Here is a 19,903-nt window from a genome sequence, read left to right on the forward strand (position 1 = left end):
CCCAGTTTTCCGGATCGCGCTCAGATCGGCATCCGCATGATTTCTTCGTAGGACTGGATTACCCGGTCGCGCACCGACACCAACGTCGAGACGGCAACCTCGGTTTCGGCCACCGCCGTCACCACATCGACGACGTTGGCTTTGCCGGACGCCATCGCCACCGACTGCGCATCGGACTTACGGCCTGCGTCAACGACGCTGCCGACCGCATCCTTGAGCATCGAGGCGAAGGATGGGCCGTTACCGGTCTCGGCGGCCTTGCTGAGGCCGCCTGCGGTATCGACAATGCGCGCCAGGTTGGCGTAGGCATTAGCGGCAATGGATGGCGAGGCCATGGTTCAAACTCTCCCGATCGGATCTGGTCAGAGATTCATGGTTGAGCACGGTCGTCGCTGGCCAACTCCGTTGGCCCAGAACCGTCTCTTTCTTCTTGAAAAGGCATGATCTGATCCGAAAACCGGTTGCCACTTTTCGGGATCATGCCGCAGGTTCTGGCCAACTCCGTTGGCCCAGAACCGTCTCCTTCTTCTTGAAAAGGCATGATCTGATCCGAAAACCGGTTGCCACTTTTCGGGATCATGCCGCAGGTTCTGGCCAACTCCGTTGGCCCAGAACCGTTTCTTTCTTCTTGAAAAGGCATGATCTGATCCGAAAACCGGTTGCCACTTTTCGGGATCATGCCTTGAGAATATCGAGTGTGCGCTGGATCATCCGCCGCGTCGCGGTGACGATGTTAAGGTTCGCCTCATAGGAGCGCTGCGCCTCGCGCAGGTCGGTCATTTCGACCAGGGAATTCACGTTCGGATATTTCACGTTGCCGTTGGCGTCGGCCGCTGGATGACCCGGCTCGTATTTGAGCCTGAAGTCGGTGGTGTCGGGCTTGATGCGGCCGAGCTTCATCACCTGCGCGTCGAGGGTGCGGTCGAGTTCCGAGGTGAAGGTCGGCACCTTGCGGCGGTAAGGATCGCCGCCGGGCGTCTGCGCGGTGGAATCGGCATTGGCGATATTCTCCGAGATCACCCGCATCCGCCCGGATTGCGCCCGCAGACCGGAGGCCGCGATGCTCATCGATTTCAGGAAATCCATGGCCTATCTCCCCGCTGCGTTGCCGCTGGCATGCGATGTCCCGATCATGCTCAGCGCTTGCCGATGGCGGTCTTCAACAGGCCAAGGCCGCGCGTGTAGAGCGAGGTCACCGCCTGGTAGTCCATCTGGTTCGATGCCGCCTTCATCATCTCGTCGTCGAGGTTGACGGCGTTGCCGGAGGGACGGGTTTCGAAGGCGGCCTTGCGATCGAACGCGAAGTTCGACGTGTCGTTCGATACGGTCATGTGGCCCGGATTGGTGCGTGCGAGTTGCACCGCCGGTGCGGCAGCTCCGGCCGCGAGCGCCTGCGCCGACGGCCGCACCAGATCGCGCGGCGTGAAGTTCGGCGTGTCGGCGTTGGCGACGTTCTCGGCGAGGATGCGCTGGCGCTGCTGGTGCCACTGCATACTGGTGCGCAGGGCGGACAGGGCTGGAATATCGGAAATAGCCATGGGCGGCTCCGGTTCCCGAGGCGACGGTCGCGCCGGGTAGGCAGAATTTGCCGTGTGTATGGTTAACAACCGGTTAAGACGCGAGCCCGCTCCAATTTCGCCATTAATTCTTCATTAACCATCCAAGTCGTTGAATGAGCACGCTTCGATAAGTGTTTCAGTCTCGGGCATTATTGGTTTATTAAGAAACGGGGCAGCAGGACTTCGGTTTGTCGGGCAAGTCTTGCCGCATGGAATTAACCAATAGGGTCGCGCGTCAGTTGCTTTCGCGGGTTCTCGGTAATCGGCAGTGACACGGACGAAACCTTTTTGGTGGGGACATTGAAATGCAATCGCCACTGACGTTCTTTTTCGCCTTCATCGTCGTTCTGGCGCTGATCGGCCTCGCCACGTGGCTGGTGCGCCGATTCGCCGGCAACCGGCTTGGCTCGAGCGCGAATCGCGGCCGGATGCCGCGTCTCGCCGTGATCGACGCCGCCGCCGTGGACGGTCGCAGGCGCCTCGTGCTGGTCCGCCGCGACAACATCGAGCATCTTTTGATGATTGGCGGTCCGAGCGATATCGTCATCGAGCCGAACATCGTCCGCGCAACCCCACCGCAGCAGCAGATGCCGTCGCGGATGCCGATCCCGCCCGCAGAACAGTGGAGCGAGAGCGAGCCGGTCCGCCCGGAGCCGCTCGACCATGACGAGCCTGCCCCCTTCCCCGAGCCGCCGCCGCGCCCGGCCCGGCCCGCCTTCGCCGAGGACGTCCGCCGCCCGCCCGCAGCCGAGCGCCGTTCCGACCCGCTGGCGGGCTTCACCCCGGAGCCGATGGTGCGCCCCGAACCACCCCTGCGCGAACCGCCGCCGCCCCGCGAGCCGCGCCTGCCCCGCGCCGACATGCCGCGCAGCGAACCCGTGATGCCGCGCCCGGCACGGACCGAGCCACCGAAGCCCGCGCCCTCCGTGCGGCCGCCGGTGGAACGCCCGGCTGCTGCCGCACCGGTAGCTCCGCCCGACGCCGATAAGAATCTCGCCGAGATGGCCCAACGGCTGGAAGCTGCCCTGCGCCGCCCCGGCGGCAATCAGGCCGCTGGCCAGAGCCAAGTCGATCGTGTCGGCACCGCACCGTCGGTCGCCCCGGATGCACCGGCCGGCCGCCCGCCACGGGCAGCGTCGGCCGAGGCCGGCGACGACAAGCCCGGCGACGCACCGCGGACGCAGTTCAAGAATCTCGAGGACGAGATGGCGAGCTTGCTCGGCCGGCCAAAGACCCCCTCGTGAGGCCGCCAAGGTTTCCGCGTAGAGTATTCCTTCTTATTGCCCTGGTTCTGACCGCCGGACTTTTCGCAAGCCCGGCGCTTGCGCAAGACATCAGCATCAATCTCGGCCAGGGCGGCGGCGTCACCGAGCGCGCCATCCAGCTCATCGCGCTGCTGACGGTACTGTCGATCGCGCCGTCGATCGTCGTGATGATGACCTCGTTCACGCGTATCGTCGTGGTACTGTCGCTGCTGCGGACCGCGCTCGGCACCGCGACCGCGCCACCGAACTCCGTCATCATTGCGCTTGCGCTGTTCCTCACCGGCTTCGTGATGGGGCCGACGCTGCAGCAATCCTACGATGCCGGCATCAAGCCGCTCGTCGCCAATGAGATCACCGTCGAGCAGGCGCTGGAGCGCGCGGGCGCTCCCTTGCGCACCTTCATGCAGAAGAACGTGCGTGAGAAAGATCTCAAGCTGTTTATGGATCTCTCCGGCGAGCCGCCTCCGGCGACGCCCGATCAGATGTCGATGCGCATCCTGATTCCCGCCTTCATGATCTCGGAATTGAAGCGCGCATTCGAGATCGGCTTCCTGCTGTTCCTGCCGTTCCTGATCATCGACCTCGTGGTTGCGTCAGTGTTGATGTCGATGGGCATGATGATGCTGCCGCCGGTTGTCGTCTCGCTGCCGTTCAAGCTGATCTTCTTCGTGCTGGTGGATGGCTGGACGCTGGTGGCCGGCAGCCTGGTGCAAAGCTACGGCGGAAGTTAGCGACGGCACGTGGCCATCCCTGCGCCGAAGATATCCGATCTGCCTATCCAGCGTTTCCTGTCTTGCGCGAAGGCTGATGAACCGCAAATATCCGGCCGTCTTCAGCTATGATCCAAAGTACCATCCCAGGGAATTTCAGCCCCATGCAGTTTGATGACGTTATCCTCGGTCGCCGGAGCATACGCGGGTACAAACCGGATCCGGTCCCCAAAGCCCTGATCGAGGAAATTATCGGCTTGGCAATCCGCGCGCCGTCGTCGATGAACACCCAGCCCTGGAATTTCTACGTCGTCACCGGCGAGCCGCTCAATCGAATCCGCGCCGGCAATACGGAGCGGATGCTCGCAGGCGTGCCGCAGTCACGCGAGTTCCGCACCGGACAGGGTTTTACAGGTCAACACCGCGACAGGCAGGTTGGCGTCGCCAAGCAATTGTTCTCCGCGATGGGGATCGCGCGCGACGACAAGAACATGCGACAGGATTGGGTTCTGCGCGGCTTCCGCCAATTTGACGCGCCCGTCTGTATCATCGTGACCTATGATCGCGTGCTGGACGGCAGCGACGACACGCCCTTCGATTGCGGCGCGGTGACAACCGCTCTGGTCAATGCCGCCTGGTCTCGCAGATTGGGCGCCGTGATCAACAGCCAGGGGATCATGCAATCACCGGTGGTCCGCGAACATGCCGGAATAGCCGATGATCAGGTCATCATGAAGAGTATTGCGCTCGGATGGCCGGATGAAAATTTTCCGGCGAATGCGGTGGTGTCCGAACGCAAGTCCGTCAAAGAAGCCACCGTGTTCGTGGGGTTTGACAGCTAACCGCGCGCACATCTCCTTTCGCTGCCGTTCACACTGTGCCGGCGGACGGCGGAGAACTTGATGCAAAGCGACGGCAGCCAGCAGCGAAACGCGCTATACTTCCCCTGCCGTCCTATCAGCAGCGGGCACTCCTTGTTGGACAACGTTGAAAACGTATCGATGGCAGAGAAACCCGACACTGAGCGTCGCTTGACCGAACTGGAAACGAAGCTTTCGTTCCAGGACGACACCATCGACAAGTTGAACGCGATCATCCTCGAGCAGTGGAAGCTGATCGAACTGCATACACGGCAAATTGCAGCGCTCAATGAGAGGCTTCAGGAAGCGGAAAAGAATGCGGCGCCGGTCCGCAACGAACCGCCGCCGCATTACTGAAACGCAACTCGGGATGAGGCCAAGCCGGAAAGACAACGCCTCGGCCAAATGCTCTAAGCCCGCACTTTCGCGCCGCCCGCGGCCAGCTCCTCGAGAACATCCTCGGTATGCTCGCCAAGTTTCGGGGGCGCGCCGGCGCGCATCGGCGCTTCGCCCGCCCAGCGGTAGCCCTCGTTCAGAATTTGAGCCGGCGCGCTTCCGCCAAGCGGATGCATAGCAAGCTGCGCGTGCGCGCCGCCTGTGCGCAAATAATGCCCGTCGAGATAGGACGCCACCGTCTGCACCTTCGACGCCGGCACACCCGCTGCCATCAATTTCTCTTCCCACGAGTCGGCGCTCTCCGCCGCGAACGCCTTCACCAGTTCGTCGCGCACCGCCTTGTTGGCGAGATCGGTAAGGAATCCATCGGGCGAGTCGGGCAGCGTCGGCAGCAGCGTCTTGTCAGTGACGATGTCGGCACGACCGAGCACCGTGCAGAGCGCCTGAAACTGGCGCAGCGTGTTTGCCGCCGTCGATATCCACCCCTCTGCAGTGGGGAACGTGTCGGAACCCGGACTGCCGACAAAGCCGCGATTGCCGACGCGCTGGGGCGCCGTACCGGCAAGCCAATAGCTCGCGACCATGCCGCTCATCAACTGCGCGGAGGCATCCACCATCGACACGTCGAGCACGATGGGGGCGGTATCACCACGGGCGCGCCTCAGCAGCGCGGCGAGGATCGCGTTTGCCGCCGACATGCCAGTGCCGATATCGACCACGGGAAAGCCGACCTTCGTCGGCGGAGCGGCCGAATCGTCGCCCTGCAACGACATCATGCCGGTAGCCGCCTGAATGACATGATCGTAGGCCGGACGGGATGCATTCGGCCCAACCTGCCCCCAACCGGAGATCGAGCAGTAGATCAATTGCGGATTGATCGCCTGCAGGCGATCCGGCGTCAGGCCCAGCTTCGCCGCCTTGCCGGGACGGAAGTTCTCCACGAACACGTCCGCCGTCGCCACCAATTGCTCGACGACGCCACGCCCATGATCGGTCTTAAGATCGACCACCACCGAACGCTTGCCGGCGTTGAGAGCAACGAAGCCCGGCGCGAGCCCCTTCAGCTCCGGCCGCAGGGCGAGCCCCCGTGTCTGATCGCCCTGCCCCGGCTTCTCCACCTTGATGACATCGGCGCCCAGCATGCAAAGCTGATGCGTGGCGAACGGGCCGGCGAGCACGTGCGTCAAATCGATGACGCGGATTCCCTCGAGCGGACGCATGATAATCTCCGGTAGTGGCGCAAGCAGATCGGGATCAGACGGTGAAGCTTTCGGGGATTACTGCGGCTCGATGCCAAGCTTCTTCGCCTCTTCGGTGAACTCCGCAAGCTCCCGTTGCATCTTAGCAGGAACGTCCTCGAGCGCGCCTTCATAGGGCGAGATACGCAGAGTCTTCAGATGCGCTTGCATCGTCTCCGATTTCATCACTTCCGCCATCGCGGATTTGAGCCTGTCGATCACCGGCGATGGCACCTGCGAGCGAACGAACAAACCAAACCACGTCTGATCGACGATCGACGGATAACCGAGCTCCTTGAAGGTCGGCACCTCCGGCAGGAACTCTAGCCGCTTCTCGCTGGTGACGGCGACGAGCCGCAGCTTGTCGGGATTGACATGTATCAAGGGCGCGCCCTGCGTCGGCAGCGAAAAATGCACGTTGCCGCTCATCACCGCCTGCGTCGCCTCGGCTCCGCCCTTGTAGTTGATATCCGTCCATTCAATCCCGGTGGCTCGCTTCATCTTCGAGCCGATCACCGCCTGCGCGCCGCCGCCGCCGGTCAGCGAGTAATTCAGCTCGCCAGGATGTGCCTTGCCGTAGGCGATCAGCTCCTGCAACGTCTGGAACGGATATTTCGAGGAGATGATCAGCACATAGGCGCTCTGGCCGAGCATGCTGATCGGCGTGAAGTCCTCAAGCGCATAACCTGGCTGCTTCAAGGAATAAACGTTGCTGACCAGCGCGCCGAGCTGCAGCAGCACAGTGTAGCCGTCGGCTGGCGAATTCTTCACCGCCTGTGTGCCGATGACGGTGCCGCCGCCGGGCTTGTTCTCGACGATGATGGTTTGGCCGACGACCTTGCCCAGTTCGGTCGCAACAATACGGCAAAGCGCATCCGTGATCGCTCCCGGAGGATACGGCACAACAATGCGCAGGGGCCGCGCGGGATATGCCTCGTCGGCATGCGCCGGAGCCGCGGCGGCCAACAACAAGCCGAACAAAAGAGCGAAGACACCTCGCAGCAACATCATTTGGTACCCGTCCCCTCGAAAGCATGGGCCCGGCAGGCCCGGTCGCGCCAACTCGAAGGGAGCTAGCAAATCCCGATTATCAAGTTAATGTGCTATTTCGAGATAACTCCATTGGTAAAACTTATGAATCTATCGATCCGGCAGCTGCAAATCTTCGTCCAAGTCTATCGAGCCGGCAATCTCACCCGCGCGGCTGCGCAGCTTGGGCTGACACAATCGGCGGTCAGTTTGCAGCTCCAGCAACTGGAGGATATTTTCGGCTTGCGGCTGTTCGACCGGACCACCCGTGCGCTCTATCCGACGAGTGCTGCGACCCAGGCCATCATCGCCGCCGAGCAGATCCTGACGGCGGCATCCGGCCTCACGAGCCACATGCGCAACCTCAACGACGTCAATAGCGGCAAGGTGGCGTTTGCGGCATCTGCGGGCATGGCATCGACCTTCATGCCGCCGATCCTGGCTGCCTTTCGCAAAGCGCATCCGGGGATCGACATTGTAATCTATGACGCGCCCGCCCACGAGATCGTCGGCAAGATGCTGACGAGCGAAGCCGAATTCGCGCTGGGCAGCGTCAAATCCGAGAACCCGGATGTGACAGTCGAGCCGATCCTGAAGGGACGCCTGAGCGCAGTTGGCATCAACGAGGGTGCGTTCGCGGCCAGGAAGCATATCTCTTGGGATGAACTCGCCTCGTTTCCGACCATAGCCATGCGCCGGGAGACGCAGATCAGGAGCGACATCGACAGAGAACTTGCCAAGTTTGAGAAAACGTTCGTTCCAACCTTCGAAGTCTCGCTATTCAACACCGCGCTGTCGATGAGCGCCGCCGGCCTCGGCATCGCCGTTCAGCCGGATTACATCGTCGATCGCAATCAGTTCCCGACGCTCGTGACCAAGCCGCTGGTGCGCCCCGCGCTCGGTCGCGAGGTCTTTCTCATCCGCCGCGTGGGCCGCAGCCTGTCACCCGCCGCCGCGCGGTTTGTCGGGCACGTCCGCAGCGCGTTCGGAAAGATCGGCAGAAGGGCGTAGCGCTGTGGAAACCGACACCATCCGCACCGTGAAAATTCGCGCCGTCAAAAAAAGAATGCTGCGCCGGAGGGCACAGCATTCTTTCTCACATGACGTCAGTATCTGTTATCCGGCTCACGGAATCCGGTGCAGCGCGCAGAGCTTGTTGCCGTCTGGGTCGCGCAGGTAGGCGAGATAAACCTTGGTGCCTTCGCGAATGCCCGGCGGATCCTCGCAGGTGGTGCCGCCATTGGCGACGCCGGTGTCGTGCCAGGCTTTCGCCTGCTCCGGCGAGTTGCAGAGGAAGCCGATCGTGCCGCCGTTGGCGGCCGTCGCCGGCTGGCCGTTGATCGGCTTCGAAACCGAAAACGTCCCGGTCGGGGTCCGGTAGAAGACACGATGACGGTCAACCTTGCCGGGCGAAACGCCGATCGTGCCGAGCAGTTTGTCGTAGAAATCCTTGGCCTTCTCCAGATCGTTCGTGCCGATCATGACGTGCGAAAACATGCGTTTCGTCCTCCCAGTTGTCCCTATGGGTTTGAGCGATCTCGTGAACCGCTTGCAGCACCCTACACGGCGCCAGGGGTTGGAGAAAAGTATTCTCGCGAACAAGAGCTACAAAAAACAAAGACGCCGGGCGGGCGAACCGCACGGCGTCTTCAATCTTCTGGCGATGTCAGGCCCGGACAGTCCGGGCCTGTAACCGTCACGGTCAGGCGAACTGGTTCATCGTGTTGTGCGCGCCACCAGCCTTCAGCGCCGCCTCGCCGGCGAAGTACTCCTTGTGGTCGTCACCGATGTCGGAGCCGGCCATGTTCTGGTGCTTCACGCAGGCGATCCCCTGACGGATCTCCTCGCGCTGGACGCCCTTCACGTAACCGAGCATGCCCTTGTCGCCGAAGTACTCCTTGGCAAGGTTGTCGGTGGACAGCGCCGCCGTGTGATAGGTCGGCAGCGTGATCAGGTGGTGGAAGATGCCGGCGCGCTTGGCCGCATCCGCCTGGAAGGTGCGGATCTTCTCGTCGGCTTCGGCCGCCAGCGGCGTGTTGTCGTACTCGACCTTCATCAGGTCTTCGCGCTTGTACTTCGACACGTCCTTACCGGCTTCCTTCCACGCATCGTACACCTGCCAGCGGAAGTTCAGCGTCCAGTTGAACGACGGCGAGTTGTTGTAAACCAGCTTCGCGTTCGGGATCACCTTGCGGATGCGGTCAACCATGCCCGCGATCTGCTCGACGTGCGGCTTCTCGGTCTCGATCCAGAGCAGGTCCGCGCCGTTCTGCAGCGAGGTGATGCAGTCGAGCACGCAGCGGTCCTCGCCCGTGCCCGGACGGAACTGATACAGGTTGCTCGGCAGCCGCTTCGGACGCATCAGCTTGCCGTCGCGGTTGATGACCACGTCACCGTTTGCACCGTTGGCCGCCGTGATCTCCTCGCAGTCGAGGAAGCTGTTGTACTGGTCGCCGATGTCACCCGGCTTGCTCGAGAACGCGATCTGCTGGGTGAGGCCTGCGCCGAGCGAGTCGGTTCGGGTGACGATGATGCCGTCTTCCACGCCGAGTTCGAGGAATGCGTAACGCACCGCGCGCACCTTGGCGATGAACACGTCATGCGGCACGGTCACCTTGCCGTCCTGGTGGCCGCACTGCTTCTCGTCCGACACCTGGTTCTCGATCTGCAGCGCGCAGGCGCCCGCCTCGATCATCTTCTTCGCCAGCAGGTAGGTCGCTTCGGCGTTGCCGAAGCCGGCGTCGATGTCAGCGATGATCGGAACGACGTGGGTCTGGAAGTTGTCGACCTTCTCGATCAGCGCCTTTTCCTTCGCCTTGTCGCCAGCCTTGCGCGCTTCGTCGATCTCGCGGAACAGGCCGCCGAGCTCGCGTGCATCGGCCTGGCGCAGGAAGGTGTAGAGCTCTTCGATCAGCGCCGGCACCGAGGTCTTCTCGTGCATCGACTGATCCGGCAGCGGACCGAACTCTGAACGCAGCGCGGCGACCATCCAGCCGGACAGGTAGAGGTAGCGGCGATCGGTGTTGCCGAAGTGCTTCTTGATCGAGATCAGCTTCTGCTGGGCGATGAAGCCGTGCCAGCAGCCGAGCGACTGGGTGTATTTGGTCGGGTCGGCATCGTAAGCCGCCATGTCCTTGCGCATCAACGCCGCGGTATAGCGGGCGATGTCGAGGCCGGTCTTGAAGCGGTTCTGCAGGCGCATACGGGCGACCGCCTCGCCGCTGATGCCATCCCAGCTGGCGCCCTTGCTCTTGATGAGCTTGTCCGCGTTATCGATCTGGCTCTTATAAGGAGCCGGGCCTTGATAGATCATGTCGCTGGTCCCTTCGTCACTGACAGAAAGTTGTCTGGGACCTGCATACACCCTTCATATCTCCGCGGGAGGGGTTTCGCAGACAACTTGTCATACTTTACAAACTTTCCATGTAATGCTGTAAGGAAATTACATCCATCTGCCAGAGGGAATGGCACGAATGGCCACGCAAAGCACCCGTTCCGTCTTCATGGGGCCGCGCCTGCGGCGGATCCGGCGCGACCTCGGTCTGACCCAGGCCGATATGGCGGCGGACCTAGACATTTCCGGTTCCTATGTGGCGCTGCTCGAGCGGAACCAGCGGCCGGTGACGGCGGACATGCTGCTGCGCCTCGCCCGCACCTACAAGATCGACATCGCCGACCTCGCCGGCGACGGCGGCGCCGATCACACCGCGCGGATGCAGGCGGTGTTAAAGGACCCGATGTTCGCCGACATCGACATGCCGTCGCTAGAGGTTAGCGACGTGGCGACGAGCTATCCGGGCATCACTGAAGCGTTCCTGCGCCTCTACACCGCCTATCGCGAGGAGCAGCTTGCGCTGGCCGACCGCGGCGGCAAGGGAACCGGCGGCGCCCATTTCGGTGACATCGATGCCAACGACCCGGTCGCCGAAGTCCGCCGTTTCCTGGCCGCGCGGCGCAACAATTTTCCGCAACTCGACGACGCCGCGGAGCGTCTGGTGCAGGTGGCCAGTGGCCAGAGCGGCTTCATCGAACGGCTGAAAATCCGCCACAACCTCACCGTTCGTCATCTGCCGCCGGAGGTGATGCTCGGCTCCACCAGACGGCTTGACCGGCATCGCCGCCAGCTCCTGCTCGACGACTCGCTCGACACCGCAAGCCTGAACTTCCAGCTCGCGCAGCAACTCGCCTATCTCGAAATGGAGGACGAGATTCGTGCCGCCGTCGAAGCCGGCCACTTCGCCACCGAGAGCGGCGAGTTGCTCGCCCGTCGCGCGCTGGCGGGTTACGCCGCCGCAGCGCTAATCATGCCCTACTCCGCCTTTGCCAAGGCCGCCGAAGCCCGCCACTACGATCTTGAGGCCCTGGCGCGCCAGTTCGGCACCAGCTTCGAACAGACCGCGCATCGCATCACCACATTGCAACGGCCCGGCCAGGAGAAGGTGCCGTTCTTCCTGATCCGCGTGGATCCGGCCGGCAACGTCTCGAAGCTGCTCGACGGCGCAGGCTTTCCGTTCGCCCGCCATGGCGGCGCGTGTCCGTTGTGGTCGGTTCATCGGGTCTTCTCGACGCCGCGCCAGATCGTCACCCAATGGCTCGAGCTGCCGGACGGCCAGCGCTTCTTTTCGATCGCCCGCACGGTGACGGCCGGCGGCGGCGCGTTCGGAGCCGCGCGGGTGGATCGCGCCATCGCGGTCGGCTGCGCAGCGGAGCACGCAAGCCGCCTGATCTACACCCGCGGCGGGGCCGGACCGGACGCTAGTACACCGACGCCGATCGGCGTCGCTTGCCGGGTCTGCCATCGGCCGCATTGCGCCGCACGATCGGCGCTACCGATCGGCCGCGAACTGCTGCCCGACGATTTCCGCAGGCTCAGCGTTCCGTTCGGCTTCTCGGATAGCTAAATGTGAACAGGCCCTGCGCCGCCCTCGTACTGCCGCACTTCACGTCGATCGCTGGACTGCAGGAATAGACGCGCATGCGGCGGTGTTTTCAGCCAGAAGGAGTTGCCATGACGATTGCGACAGCGACCGTTTCGACCCTGATCAAGCGCGGCCTGACCGCAGCCGTCCTCGTCACCATCGGCGCTGCGGCCATATCGCAAGCAGAGGCAGCCACGGCCCGCCGCGAGCCGAACGGCGCGGTCCGCTACTACGACGATAATGGCGGCGATCGCGGCTACGCATGGTGCCTGCGCCGCAGCGGCCGCTGGTTCTCCGGCTGGTCGGATTGCAGCTACTACACCTACGGGCAATGCCGGGCCGCCATCATCGGACCGCCCGGCGGCGATTGCGAACCAAATCCGTGGTCGTATTACGTCAACGAGCCGCCCGCCCCGGCACCCCGTGCCCGCAAACGCGCCCGCCGCTGAGTGGCATGCGACGGGAAGCGCCAAGAGCAGCGCGACCTCGTCTCTCCAATCCGGAGTTCGTCACATTGCGGAACAAGGCTGCAGTGAACGTCGGATTCGATTCAGAGGAACTTCTGAACCATCACACTAGCGCCGCGCCTCCGCGCGCCGCGTCCCCTTGATCGCCGGCAGCGCGCCGGTCGGCATCGGATCAGGCGCAGCCTTCGCTTGCGGCGCCGCCGCACGCGACGCCATCTCCGGGAAGCGGTGGCGCATCTCGCGCAGGAAGCCGTCGAGTGTGTCGACCGAGGCCGCCATCTTCGCAATCGCCGCGAACTCAGCGCTGTTAGCGGCGGCAAGCTGCGTCGCCGTTCCGAATGCCTCGCGATCGGTCTCTTCGGCGAGCTTAGCGGCGAACTTCTCTTTCAGCCGCGACAGGCCGATCGCATCGTCGGCCAGCGAGTAGCCGATCGCTGCGCGAATGATATCGCCCTTCTCGAATGGCGTCAGCGGCTGGAAATCCTTCCAGCGCTCGCCATAGAGCAGTTCGATCTGTTCGGATGCCTCGCGCCAGCGTCGCGCCGCCCAGAAGATATCTGAGCGTAGGCGGATCGCCTCGCGTCCAGCTAGGTTTGCAATGATGTCGATCGCCAGATCGTGACGGCCGACGTCGCTCTGCGCGCGTGCCTCCAGCAGCAGGCGTTGCTGACGCAACTCGCCGGCGAGATCGGCGATGCGCGTCGCGCGTAGCGCGGCCAATGCCCGGTCCGGTTTGCGGTTGGTCAGGTAGAGCATCGCAAGCTTCGAGGCGACATGCGCGCGCGCCGAGCCTTCGAGCCGGTGATCGATCTGATACTGCAAGAGCTCGCTCGCCTGATCGAGCAGATCGACGCTCGCAAGGCGATCCGCCAGACGACGGATTATCTCGTCGCCGCGACGGCCGATCGGGGTCAATTCCTGGAATTCGTAGAACAAAGCCAGCGCCTGCACTGGCGGCATCTCGTCCGCTTTGGTGCCGTTGAACAGCTCGACGAACAGCGCCGATGCCGCATCCTGCATCTGCCGGGCCGGCTCCGCATTCGGGTACAGCCGCGTCGCCATCCGCGCCGCCAGCAAGGCCTCGCGATAGCTGCCGTTCTTCTCGTAGAGCCGCGCAAGCTGCTGCAAGGTTCGCACCTCGACCAGATCGCCACGCCATGTCATCGCCAGCGTTTCGAGCTCGGCTCTCGCCTGCTCGTCGCTCATCTCGCCGCGCATTTGCGCGAGCTCGACCTCGTAAAGCTTCGCCTCCGACGCCGAGATACGATCCGATGAGGCTGCCGCCGCGCGGAAATCGGCCAGCGCATCCTTCTCACGGCCGAGCGCCTGGGCCATCCGGCCGCGTAATAGGGCGAGATAGCCTTGGCGGTCCGCCGGAACGCCGACGATATCAAGCTCGTTCAGCCGCGCAGACACGCCAGCATAGTCGCGCACCTCGAGTGAGGCGCGCAGCGCGTCGAGAATGGCGATCCGCTGCAAATCCACCGGCAGCGCGCCGATGGCGAAATCCACGCCCTTGAACAGCTCGCGCGCGTCCGCCCACTTGCCAAGGCGCGCGAGTGCGATCGCCTTCCAAACGCGCGCGTCGTAGCCGGCGCCGACGGCCGGATTTGCGAGATCCTTCAGCCCACGATCGGGAAAGCCGGACAGCGTGTGCGCGAGCGCCCGCACGATCAGCAAATTGGAGTCGTCGGCGCCCGGAACCTGATCACCGAAGAACGCATCGATGGTGGCGCGCGCTTCGGGATAGAGCGCGTGGGCCATGTAAAAGCGCGTCAGTTCGAGCCGCGCGGCCGCACGGTCCCCGCCGCTCGCTTCCGCAGCCGCGCGCCACAGCTCATCGCGCCGCTGGATGAAATCGGCCTCCTTGTCGGCGCGCCAAGCAGCAACATCGAACAATGCCTTGGCGCTGACGGCGGCACGCTCCGGCGCCGTCTCGACAGGCGACAGCGTCAGCCCGCCCGGACGGCCGATCACGACTTTGTCCGCGGCGAGTTCGGCCTGGACGTCCTCGGAATTCGGCTGCAACACGATGCCGTGGACGGACTCGAGCAGTGTGAACTCGACAAAATTCTGCCGCTTGACGAAGCCGCGCGCGGGCAGCGGCGCAGTGATAGCCAGCAATACATCGCCTGCGTCGGGATCGATCAGTCGATGCAGACGACCTGGCTGCGCGAGCGGAACGGTGACACTCGCACGCGCATGGTCAGCGATATTGCGCATGGCCACGAGCGGCTGCGGCGCCTGTTGCAGCGTGTCCGCCGCGTGCACGATCCAGTTCTGGCCGTCGTTGCCGACCCCGACGAGTTGCGGCCGATTGAGACGGATACGGATCGCCTGTCCGCCCGGCAGCGGCACCTGTAACGCGTCGCGCACGATCGGGCCGCCGTCGCGCGTGATCTGGCTGATATCGAGCGGCGGTTCGCTGTCGAACACCATCCACAACGCATCGGCACGCACGAACATGGCCGCCGCGGTGGGCGTGGCAAACGGCACGGTCAAGCGCAGGCCTTCGCTATCGCGCTTGACGGTGACGGCGGTGGTGTCGCCGGTGATCAGCGACGCCTCGGTGCGTTTCGGCGGCTCGCTGTCACGTGCAACGTTGGCAGAAGGTGTCGCCGGCGGAGGAATCGCAGCCCCCGCCGCGGGCGTCGCATCGGATGCGGTCTGGCCATTTGCCTGCGGAGCGGCTGGCTTCGGCGGCTCCGGCGCGGATGGACCAATCAGTTCGCCAGCGCGTTGCGGCACGGACGGCGCAACCGCCCGCGGCACGGTGGCCGGGGGGCCTGCTGGTACCTTGGGCAGCGCCTCGATTGTCGGCTGAACGTCCTGCCGTGAGGCGAAGCCGATATCGACAACGTAGTTCTTCTCCTCGCGGAATGCGTGCACATCCGCATCGCCGATCAGCATGATGGTGACGGCGGTGGTATCGCCCTCAGCATTCTGCGTGATCGAAGCGACGTTTGGTGCCGATGCAACAATGGCGTCGGCGAGATCAAATGTCAGCGAGACATCGAAATTCAGCGTCAGGCGATCCTTGTTCAGGATCGTCGAGACGCCCTCACCGCCCGGCAATTCGAACACGTAGCGGGTGAAGGTCGGCTGGGTGGAAGCGCGCACGCGGATCGGCGGTTTCTTCTTGACCGCAGCCGCAGCTTCCTTCTGCCGCAGCAACCGCTCCGCCTCCTTGGCCCGATCGGCCAACTCCTTGATCACCTCTGCGGGAAGCGGCGGGGGCGGACCAGTCCAATTGTCCGGCAGAAGATCGATGAACAGCCGCTCGCCCGCAACCATCACATTGGGCGTCACCTTGCGCGCAAGCGCAAGGCGAACCGCGCTGCCGTCCGGGTCGGTGCGCGCCATGCTGACGTAATCGGGCGCCGCGTCCGCTAACTTGCCGACGTTAACATCAACCGGTTTCTGGAAACGGACGATCAGGATCGAGCCGGCGGTACGGACATCGGCCTCCACGTCCCGCTGCAGCTTGAACACCAGCCGCGCGTAATTACCGGGCTTGCTGAGGACGGCGGTCCCCCTCACCGGCACTTGCGCCTGCGCGGGTGCTGCGAGAACCAGCGGCAGCGCTGCAAGCATGGCGTAACGCGACGGTGTCCGGAGGGCGCGCGCAAGCACGCCCGCGACAAGGCGAGCGCGCAACCAGGATTCGCAGGGGCCCCCACGCATCATGTTTGACGTGTCTCTGCAGACGGCCTCACGCCGTTGCTTGCCCGCCAACCCTAGAGTCGCGCGTTTAAGACTCCATTAACGACCGCGGCACAACTCGGGCCCGGCGCTTATCCCGAGCATCGCTCCAGCACCCGGATCGCGTTCGCATTCCAGTCCACGCGCTGCTGCAGCGCGCCGATCTCGCTCTCGATCTTGGCCTTGTTTGGTCCATAGAAGTCGGCATCGGAGCGGTAACCCTGAGTTCTCGCCAGCATCGACCTGAGCGCGGGCAAGTTCTTGCGCATGTTGGCGAGCGAGCCCGCGAGCGTCGCATTCGGCTCCGAGTCATAACTGTCGAGCAAGCGCCGCGCCTCGGCGTTATCGGCACACGCGCCGTAACGGGCATTCCTGGACGCAGCGCCCCCGGCCGGACCGCCCGGGGCCTGCTTCTCGGCATAGACCGTACACTTCTGAATCGAAATGTTCGCAGCAGCAATCGGCGACGTTCCGAACACGCTGTCCGTATCCGAGTTCGCCGTTTTCAGGATCGTGCTATGGGGCGTGCTGTCGAGGTACCATTCGATCTTCGAACACCGCGGCGCGCTGGAATGCAACGCAACTTCGGCTCGGTAGCTCGGCTTGGAGCCGGACGCGCTCAGAATCTGAAATCGGGCCGTGCAACTTCCGACCGGCTTGTCGAAATCACATTCCGCCGCCGCGCTGGTCGCATATCCGACAAGACACGCCGCTGCGATCGCAACCGCAACCTTCTCCATCAAGGCCCCCAAGCAAAACAACAAGCCCAGCACAACTATCTTCCGGCCGCTAAACGTCTGTCAACACGACGCACCTGACGCGGTGTGGAACATCCGCAACGTGCAGCCGTTGCTTTACGAAGCAGTGAGGAGCGTTTCATGCGGTCGATCGTCTGGCGCGCAAGCGTCGTTTGCGCGTGCGGCATGCTGGCATGCAGTCCGCTACACGCGCAGAGCAACAGTAGCATCCGTCCCAACGCCGACCGCAGCGTGACCACCGGCATCGGCACCAGCAGCACGTTTCGCGTCGAACCGCCGAACCCGACTCCGCCGCCCGATTCGCGGCCGAGCATGCTCTATTGGCAGAAATCACCGATGTTCGAAGACGACGCAAAGGACAGCGGCCGATCCAAGGACGATGGCAAGTCAGACACCAAGACAGAGGGAGCGGCAACGCCGCCGCCCGCAGCCGTGCCTGAAAACCCGCGCACCACGATCACCCGCGACCGTATCGAAAGCCCGCAGCACTGAGACCTGAGATGGTGTGTACGGCGGGATGCTCAATCATCGCGCTGCGAAAGCTGACGATGGAGCCGGCCTCAGTTGTTGGAAGGCCTGCTTTCGATCTTCGGCAATGCCGAGATCGATGCCGCCATGCCGACGCCACCAGAGCGGCGCGCAAGTTCAACGGTCAGGCGTTCAGCGGCTTCCGGCGACATCTGCGCCAGCACATCCGCCATCTTCTGCGGCTTCATCCGTGACGCCACTTCGATCAGCACCGCCATTTCGAGGCGATCGAAGATTCGTCCCGCATCCTTCGGCTTCATGTTCTCGTACATCGTGACGATGCTCTTGAAGCGCGCGTTGTCCGCCTCTTCCTTCTGCTGGTTCGCTGCCGAGATGCGCGTCTCGACACTCTTTATTTCATCCGCCTTCGATTCAATGCGCTTCTCCGCAGCCCGCAACAGGCTCTCGCGAATATCGACCTCACGCGCGCGCGTCTCCAGCTCCTTGCGACGTTCCTGCAGCCGCTCCAGCACCGCACGTTCGGCCGGCGGCATCTGCTGACCGGCCGGCTGACTGTCGAATGACGTGCCGCTCTGCGCAACCACGACTTCCGCCGGGCGCGTCTCGCTGACAGGACTTGGCACCTCCTTGGGCTTTGCGCTCTCCACCGAGCCCGTGATATCCGGCGGCTCGCCCCGCCCGCCCGGCACCGGATAGTTCAGCGTCTGCTGCGCCCACGACAACGGCCTGTGCGGCGCTCTCTCATCGAGCAGCACGTAGCCGCCGTCGAGCACGATCCCGGCAATCTTCAACACCGCCAGGCAACCGGTGGCCACCAGCAGGATCGGGATCAGACGGAAGTCGCGACGACGCGTCATGCAGCGAGACCATTCGCCTTTCTACGAGCGGTGAAGGCCTCGGCGGCGGCCGCGATCGCTTTGGCGCTGCGGGGCTGCGGAGCTGCGTCTTCCGGCTTGACCTTTGCGGCCACTGCGATGCGCGACAACCGCTGCACCACAACCTCGCCGGCCTCGACATGGCTCTCGAGCCGCTCGCACATGGTTGCCGCGCTCGAAAGCTGACCACCGATGTTGTCGTTACACTCGCGCACCGTCACCTTCAGTCCGGCGATCGCCCGCTCGGCGATTTCGGTGGCGGTGATCAGCTCGCCGATCGTCGCCTTCAGCGACTGCTCGTCATTCCGCAGGAGCTTCAGACGCTTGTTCAGCATGATGCAATAGGCGATCGTCAGCAGCAGCAGCGCCGCCACCAGGCTCTCGATCACGAGTCCGAATGTCGGATTCATTGTGCCTCCATCATCTTGGTGGTCTCGTCGGCCTTCTCGAACATCGCGTAGGTCGTGTGCGGCTTGCGCAGCGGCTTGGTGACGCGGATCGCAACCCGATCGCCGACCCGACCCATCCGCCCTTCGGTCAACGTCACCGCACCGCAACGCACCGATACCAGCGCATCGGAGCGCATCTCCAGTGGCAGCGTGTCACCAACCTCGAGCTTCATCAACTGACGCAATGGGATCTCCGCCTCATAGAGCACAGCCTCGACAGCGATCTGCGCCTTGCCGATTTCGGTCGCGAGGTGGCCTTCCCAGATCGGGTCGCGACCGAACTTCTCGCCCATGAACATCTGCAACAGCACGTTGCGGATCGGTTCGATGGTCGCATACGGAATCAGGAGCTCGACGTTGCCGCCGCGGTCCTCCATGTCGATGCGCAGACGCACCAGGATCGCGGCGTTGGCGGGACGGCTGATGGCGGCAAAGCGCGGATTGGTCTCCAGCCGGTCGATCGTCAGTGTCACCGGCGATAGCGGCCGGAATGCCTGCTCGGTATCGGCAAGCACCACCTCGATCAGCCGCTTGACCAAGTTTGTCTCGATCGTCGTGTAAGGGCGCCCCTCGATGCGCAGCGACGGCTGGCCGCGGCGGCCGCCAAGCAACACGTCGATCATCGAATAGATCAGGCTGGAGTCGACGGTAGCGAGCCCGAAATTCTGCCACTCCTCAGCCTTGAACACCGCCAGCACCGCCGGCAGCGGGATCGAGTTCATGTAGTCGCCGAAGCGGACCGAGGTGATGCGGTCGAGCGACACTTCGACGTTATCGGAAGTGAAGTTGCGCAACGATGTCGTCATCAGCCGCACCAGGCGGTCGAAGACGATCTCCAGCATCGGCAGGCGTTCGTACGACACCATCGCTGAATCGATGATGGCGCGAATGCCCGAATTGTCATCGAGATTGACCTCGCCGACGCTGAAGCCGAGCAGATTGTCGATCTCTTCCTGCGACAGGACCCGCTCGCCGCTGGCCTTGCTGGAGAGATTGCGGCTGCCGTCATCGACCATGGCGGCCCATTGCTCGGCCATCGCCTCCGACATCTCGTTGGCCGCAGCCTCCGCCGCTGCCGTCTCCGGATCCTCGGAGTCGAGCGAGGCGCCCCATTGCGCGGCAAGCGCATCCTGATCGACGTTATCGCTGGGTGCCATGGGTCCGGTCCATCTGGCCGTGGGTCATAC

General features: G+C 63.6%; 21 protein-coding genes. 8 read left to right on the forward strand and 13 right to left on the reverse strand.

What is annotated here, in order from left to right; translation table 11 throughout:
* Nucleotides 1-20: 20 nt before the first annotated feature.
* Genes fliE through flgB form a run of 4 tightly spaced genes read right to left on the reverse strand, consistent with a single transcriptional unit; the run spans nt 21 to nt 1,538 of the window.
* Nucleotides 21-335 carry a flagellar hook-basal body complex protein FliE gene (fliE, locus tag X566_RS23585; RefSeq protein ID WP_034472152.1) on the reverse strand — a complete coding sequence of 105 codons (315 nt, stop codon included), beginning with the start codon at nt 333-335 and terminating at the stop codon, nt 21-23.
* Nucleotides 336-370: 35 nt separating this feature from the next.
* A complete protein-coding gene (locus X566_RS24905; protein WP_206538723.1) occupies nt 371-679 on the reverse strand; it encodes a hypothetical protein in 309 nt (102 codons plus the stop codon).
* Nucleotides 676-1,086, reverse strand: a complete 411-nt coding sequence (gene flgC, locus X566_RS23590) for a flagellar basal body rod protein FlgC (protein ID WP_034472155.1) — start codon at nt 1,084-1,086, stop codon at nt 676-678. Before flgC ends, X566_RS24905 begins: the two co-directional genes overlap by 4 nt.
* Nucleotides 1,087-1,136: 50 nt before the next feature.
* Complete coding sequence (gene flgB / locus X566_RS23595; protein ID WP_034472158.1) at nt 1,137-1,538, reverse strand: flagellar basal body rod protein FlgB; 402 nt, start codon at nt 1,536-1,538, stop codon at nt 1,137-1,139.
* A 326-nt stretch (nt 1,539-1,864) separates the two neighbouring features.
* Between flgB and X566_RS23600 the strand changes: the two genes are divergently transcribed.
* The 4 genes from X566_RS23600 to X566_RS23615 all read left to right on the forward strand — a co-directional run bounded on the left by X566_RS23600 (nt 1,865) and on the right by X566_RS23615 (nt 4,751).
* Nucleotides 1,865-2,803, forward strand: a complete 939-nt coding sequence (locus X566_RS23600) for a flagellar biosynthetic protein FliO (RefSeq protein WP_034472161.1) — start codon at nt 1,865-1,867, stop codon at nt 2,801-2,803.
* Nucleotides 2,800-3,555, forward strand: a complete 756-nt coding sequence (gene fliP, locus X566_RS23605; RefSeq protein WP_034472163.1) for a flagellar type III secretion system pore protein FliP — start codon at nt 2,800-2,802, stop codon at nt 3,553-3,555. Before X566_RS23600 ends, fliP begins: the two co-directional genes overlap by 4 nt.
* 143 nt (nt 3,556-3,698) lie before the next feature.
* Complete coding sequence (locus tag X566_RS23610) at nt 3,699-4,376, forward strand: nitroreductase (protein ID WP_034472166.1); 678 nt, start codon at nt 3,699-3,701, stop codon at nt 4,374-4,376.
* A gap of 60 nt (nt 4,377-4,436) precedes the next feature.
* Nucleotides 4,437-4,751 carry a SlyX family protein gene (locus tag X566_RS23615; RefSeq protein WP_343213150.1) on the forward strand — a complete coding sequence of 105 codons (315 nt, stop codon included), beginning with the start codon at nt 4,437-4,439 and terminating at the stop codon, nt 4,749-4,751.
* 53 nt (nt 4,752-4,804) lie between these two features.
* Here X566_RS23615 and X566_RS23620 read toward each other — a convergent pair whose 3' ends face one another.
* Nucleotides 4,805-6,010, reverse strand: a complete 1,206-nt coding sequence (locus X566_RS23620; protein ID WP_051444465.1) for a CaiB/BaiF CoA-transferase family protein — start codon at nt 6,008-6,010, stop codon at nt 4,805-4,807.
* Between the two features lie 57 nt (nt 6,011-6,067).
* Nucleotides 6,068-7,039 carry a tripartite tricarboxylate transporter substrate binding protein gene (locus X566_RS23625; RefSeq protein ID WP_034472171.1) on the reverse strand — a complete coding sequence of 324 codons (972 nt, stop codon included), beginning with the start codon at nt 7,037-7,039 and terminating at the stop codon, nt 6,068-6,070.
* Between the two features lie 123 nt (nt 7,040-7,162).
* Between X566_RS23625 and X566_RS23630 the strand changes: the two genes are divergently transcribed.
* Nucleotides 7,163-8,068, forward strand: coding sequence for a LysR family transcriptional regulator (locus X566_RS23630; protein ID WP_034472173.1), 906 nt, complete (start codon nt 7,163-7,165; stop codon nt 8,066-8,068).
* 114 nt (nt 8,069-8,182) lie between these two features.
* Here the strand turns inward: X566_RS23630 and X566_RS23635 are convergent, their stop codons facing one another.
* Complete coding sequence (locus tag X566_RS23635) at nt 8,183-8,554, reverse strand: VOC family protein (RefSeq protein WP_034472175.1); 372 nt, start codon at nt 8,552-8,554, stop codon at nt 8,183-8,185.
* Nucleotides 8,555-8,759: 205 nt separating this feature from the next.
* Nucleotides 8,760-10,370, reverse strand: coding sequence for an isocitrate lyase (locus tag X566_RS23645; RefSeq protein ID WP_034472181.1), 1,611 nt, complete (start codon nt 10,368-10,370; stop codon nt 8,760-8,762).
* Nucleotides 10,371-10,530: 160 nt separating this feature from the next.
* On the opposite strand from X566_RS23645, the gene X566_RS23650 reads away from it, so the two are divergent.
* The gene (locus X566_RS23650; protein ID WP_034472183.1) at nt 10,531-11,958 is read left to right on the forward strand and encodes a short-chain fatty acyl-CoA regulator family protein; all 1,428 of its coding nucleotides are present in this window, start codon (nt 10,531-10,533) and stop codon (nt 11,956-11,958) included.
* Between the two features lie 107 nt (nt 11,959-12,065).
* Nucleotides 12,066-12,425 carry a hypothetical protein gene (locus X566_RS24150; protein ID WP_051444466.1) on the forward strand — a complete coding sequence of 120 codons (360 nt, stop codon included), beginning with the start codon at nt 12,066-12,068 and terminating at the stop codon, nt 12,423-12,425.
* A gap of 126 nt (nt 12,426-12,551) precedes the next feature.
* Here the strand turns inward: X566_RS24150 and X566_RS23660 are convergent, their stop codons facing one another.
* Together X566_RS23660 and X566_RS24155 are read right to left on the reverse strand one after the other, a co-directional pair.
* Complete coding sequence (locus X566_RS23660) at nt 12,552-16,100, reverse strand: tetratricopeptide repeat protein (RefSeq protein ID WP_244434862.1); 3,549 nt, start codon at nt 16,098-16,100, stop codon at nt 12,552-12,554.
* A gap of 137 nt (nt 16,101-16,237) precedes the next feature.
* On the reverse strand, nt 16,238-16,885 hold the full coding sequence (locus X566_RS24155; RefSeq protein ID WP_051444467.1) for a hypothetical protein: 648 nt from the start codon (nt 16,883-16,885) through the stop codon (nt 16,238-16,240).
* Between the two features lie 138 nt (nt 16,886-17,023).
* Here X566_RS24155 and X566_RS23670 point away from each other — a divergent pair, with 138 nt between their 5' ends.
* Nucleotides 17,024-17,395, forward strand: coding sequence for a hypothetical protein (locus X566_RS23670; protein WP_034472189.1), 372 nt, complete (start codon nt 17,024-17,026; stop codon nt 17,393-17,395).
* A gap of 68 nt (nt 17,396-17,463) precedes the next feature.
* Here X566_RS23670 and X566_RS23675 read toward each other — a convergent pair whose 3' ends face one another.
* From X566_RS23675 to fliM, 3 genes are read right to left on the reverse strand one after another with little or no spacing between them, the layout of a single operon-like run.
* Nucleotides 17,464-18,249 carry a MotE family protein gene (locus X566_RS23675; RefSeq protein ID WP_034472190.1) on the reverse strand — a complete coding sequence of 262 codons (786 nt, stop codon included), beginning with the start codon at nt 18,247-18,249 and terminating at the stop codon, nt 17,464-17,466.
* Nucleotides 18,246-18,677: a DUF6468 domain-containing protein gene (locus X566_RS23680; RefSeq protein WP_034472191.1), complete on the reverse strand. Its 432-nt coding sequence runs from the start codon at nt 18,675-18,677 to the stop codon at nt 18,246-18,248. The genes X566_RS23675 and X566_RS23680 overlap by 4 nt, the downstream gene beginning before the upstream one ends.
* Entirely contained in the window at nt 18,674-19,873 is a 1,200-nt protein-coding gene (fliM, locus tag X566_RS23685) for a flagellar motor switch protein FliM (RefSeq protein WP_034472192.1), read from the reverse strand. Before fliM ends, X566_RS23680 begins: the two co-directional genes overlap by 4 nt.
* Nucleotides 19,874-19,903: the final 30 nt, after the last annotated feature.

Source organism: Afipia sp. P52-10 (assembly GCF_000516555.1).
GTDB lineage: Bacteria > Pseudomonadota > Alphaproteobacteria > Rhizobiales > Xanthobacteraceae > P52-10.

Excerpts from the sequence above, each read along its gene's own strand:
- fliE (WP_034472152.1), bottom strand. The coding sequence starts at position 335 with ATGGCCTCGCCATCCATTGCCGCTAATGCCTACGCCAACCTGGCGCGC.
- X566_RS24905 (WP_206538723.1), bottom strand. The coding sequence starts at position 679 with ATGATCCCGAAAAGTGGCAACCGGTTTTCGGATCAGATCATGCCTTTT.
- flgC (WP_034472155.1), bottom strand. The coding sequence starts at position 1,086 with ATGGATTTCCTGAAATCGATGAGCATCGCGGCCTCCGGTCTGCGGGCG.
- flgB (WP_034472158.1), bottom strand. The coding sequence starts at position 1,538 with ATGGCTATTTCCGATATTCCAGCCCTGTCCGCCCTGCGCACCAGTATG.
- X566_RS23600 (WP_034472161.1), top strand. The coding sequence starts at position 1,865 with ATGCAATCGCCACTGACGTTCTTTTTCGCCTTCATCGTCGTTCTGGCG.
- X566_RS23610 (WP_034472166.1), top strand. The coding sequence starts at position 3,699 with ATGCAGTTTGATGACGTTATCCTCGGTCGCCGGAGCATACGCGGGTAC.
- X566_RS23615 (WP_343213150.1), top strand. The coding sequence starts at position 4,437 with ATGCAAAGCGACGGCAGCCAGCAGCGAAACGCGCTATACTTCCCCTGC.
- X566_RS23620 (WP_051444465.1), bottom strand. The coding sequence starts at position 6,010 with ATGCGTCCGCTCGAGGGAATCCGCGTCATCGATTTGACGCACGTGCTC.
- X566_RS23625 (WP_034472171.1), bottom strand. The coding sequence starts at position 7,039 with ATGATGTTGCTGCGAGGTGTCTTCGCTCTTTTGTTCGGCTTGTTGTTG.
- X566_RS23630 (WP_034472173.1), top strand. The coding sequence starts at position 7,163 with ATGAATCTATCGATCCGGCAGCTGCAAATCTTCGTCCAAGTCTATCGA.
- X566_RS23635 (WP_034472175.1), bottom strand. The coding sequence starts at position 8,554 with ATGTTTTCGCACGTCATGATCGGCACGAACGATCTGGAGAAGGCCAAG.
- X566_RS23645 (WP_034472181.1), bottom strand. The coding sequence starts at position 10,370 with ATGATCTATCAAGGCCCGGCTCCTTATAAGAGCCAGATCGATAACGCG.
- X566_RS23650 (WP_034472183.1), top strand. The coding sequence starts at position 10,531 with ATGGCCACGCAAAGCACCCGTTCCGTCTTCATGGGGCCGCGCCTGCGG.
- X566_RS24150 (WP_051444466.1), top strand. The coding sequence starts at position 12,066 with ATGACGATTGCGACAGCGACCGTTTCGACCCTGATCAAGCGCGGCCTG.
- X566_RS24155 (WP_051444467.1), bottom strand. The coding sequence starts at position 16,885 with ATGGAGAAGGTTGCGGTTGCGATCGCAGCGGCGTGTCTTGTCGGATAT.
- X566_RS23670 (WP_034472189.1), top strand. The coding sequence starts at position 17,024 with ATGCGGTCGATCGTCTGGCGCGCAAGCGTCGTTTGCGCGTGCGGCATG.
- X566_RS23675 (WP_034472190.1), bottom strand. The coding sequence starts at position 18,249 with ATGACGCGTCGTCGCGACTTCCGTCTGATCCCGATCCTGCTGGTGGCC.
- X566_RS23680 (WP_034472191.1), bottom strand. The coding sequence starts at position 18,677 with ATGAATCCGACATTCGGACTCGTGATCGAGAGCCTGGTGGCGGCGCTG.
- fliM (WP_034472192.1), bottom strand. The coding sequence starts at position 19,873 with ATGGCACCCAGCGATAACGTCGATCAGGATGCGCTTGCCGCGCAATGG.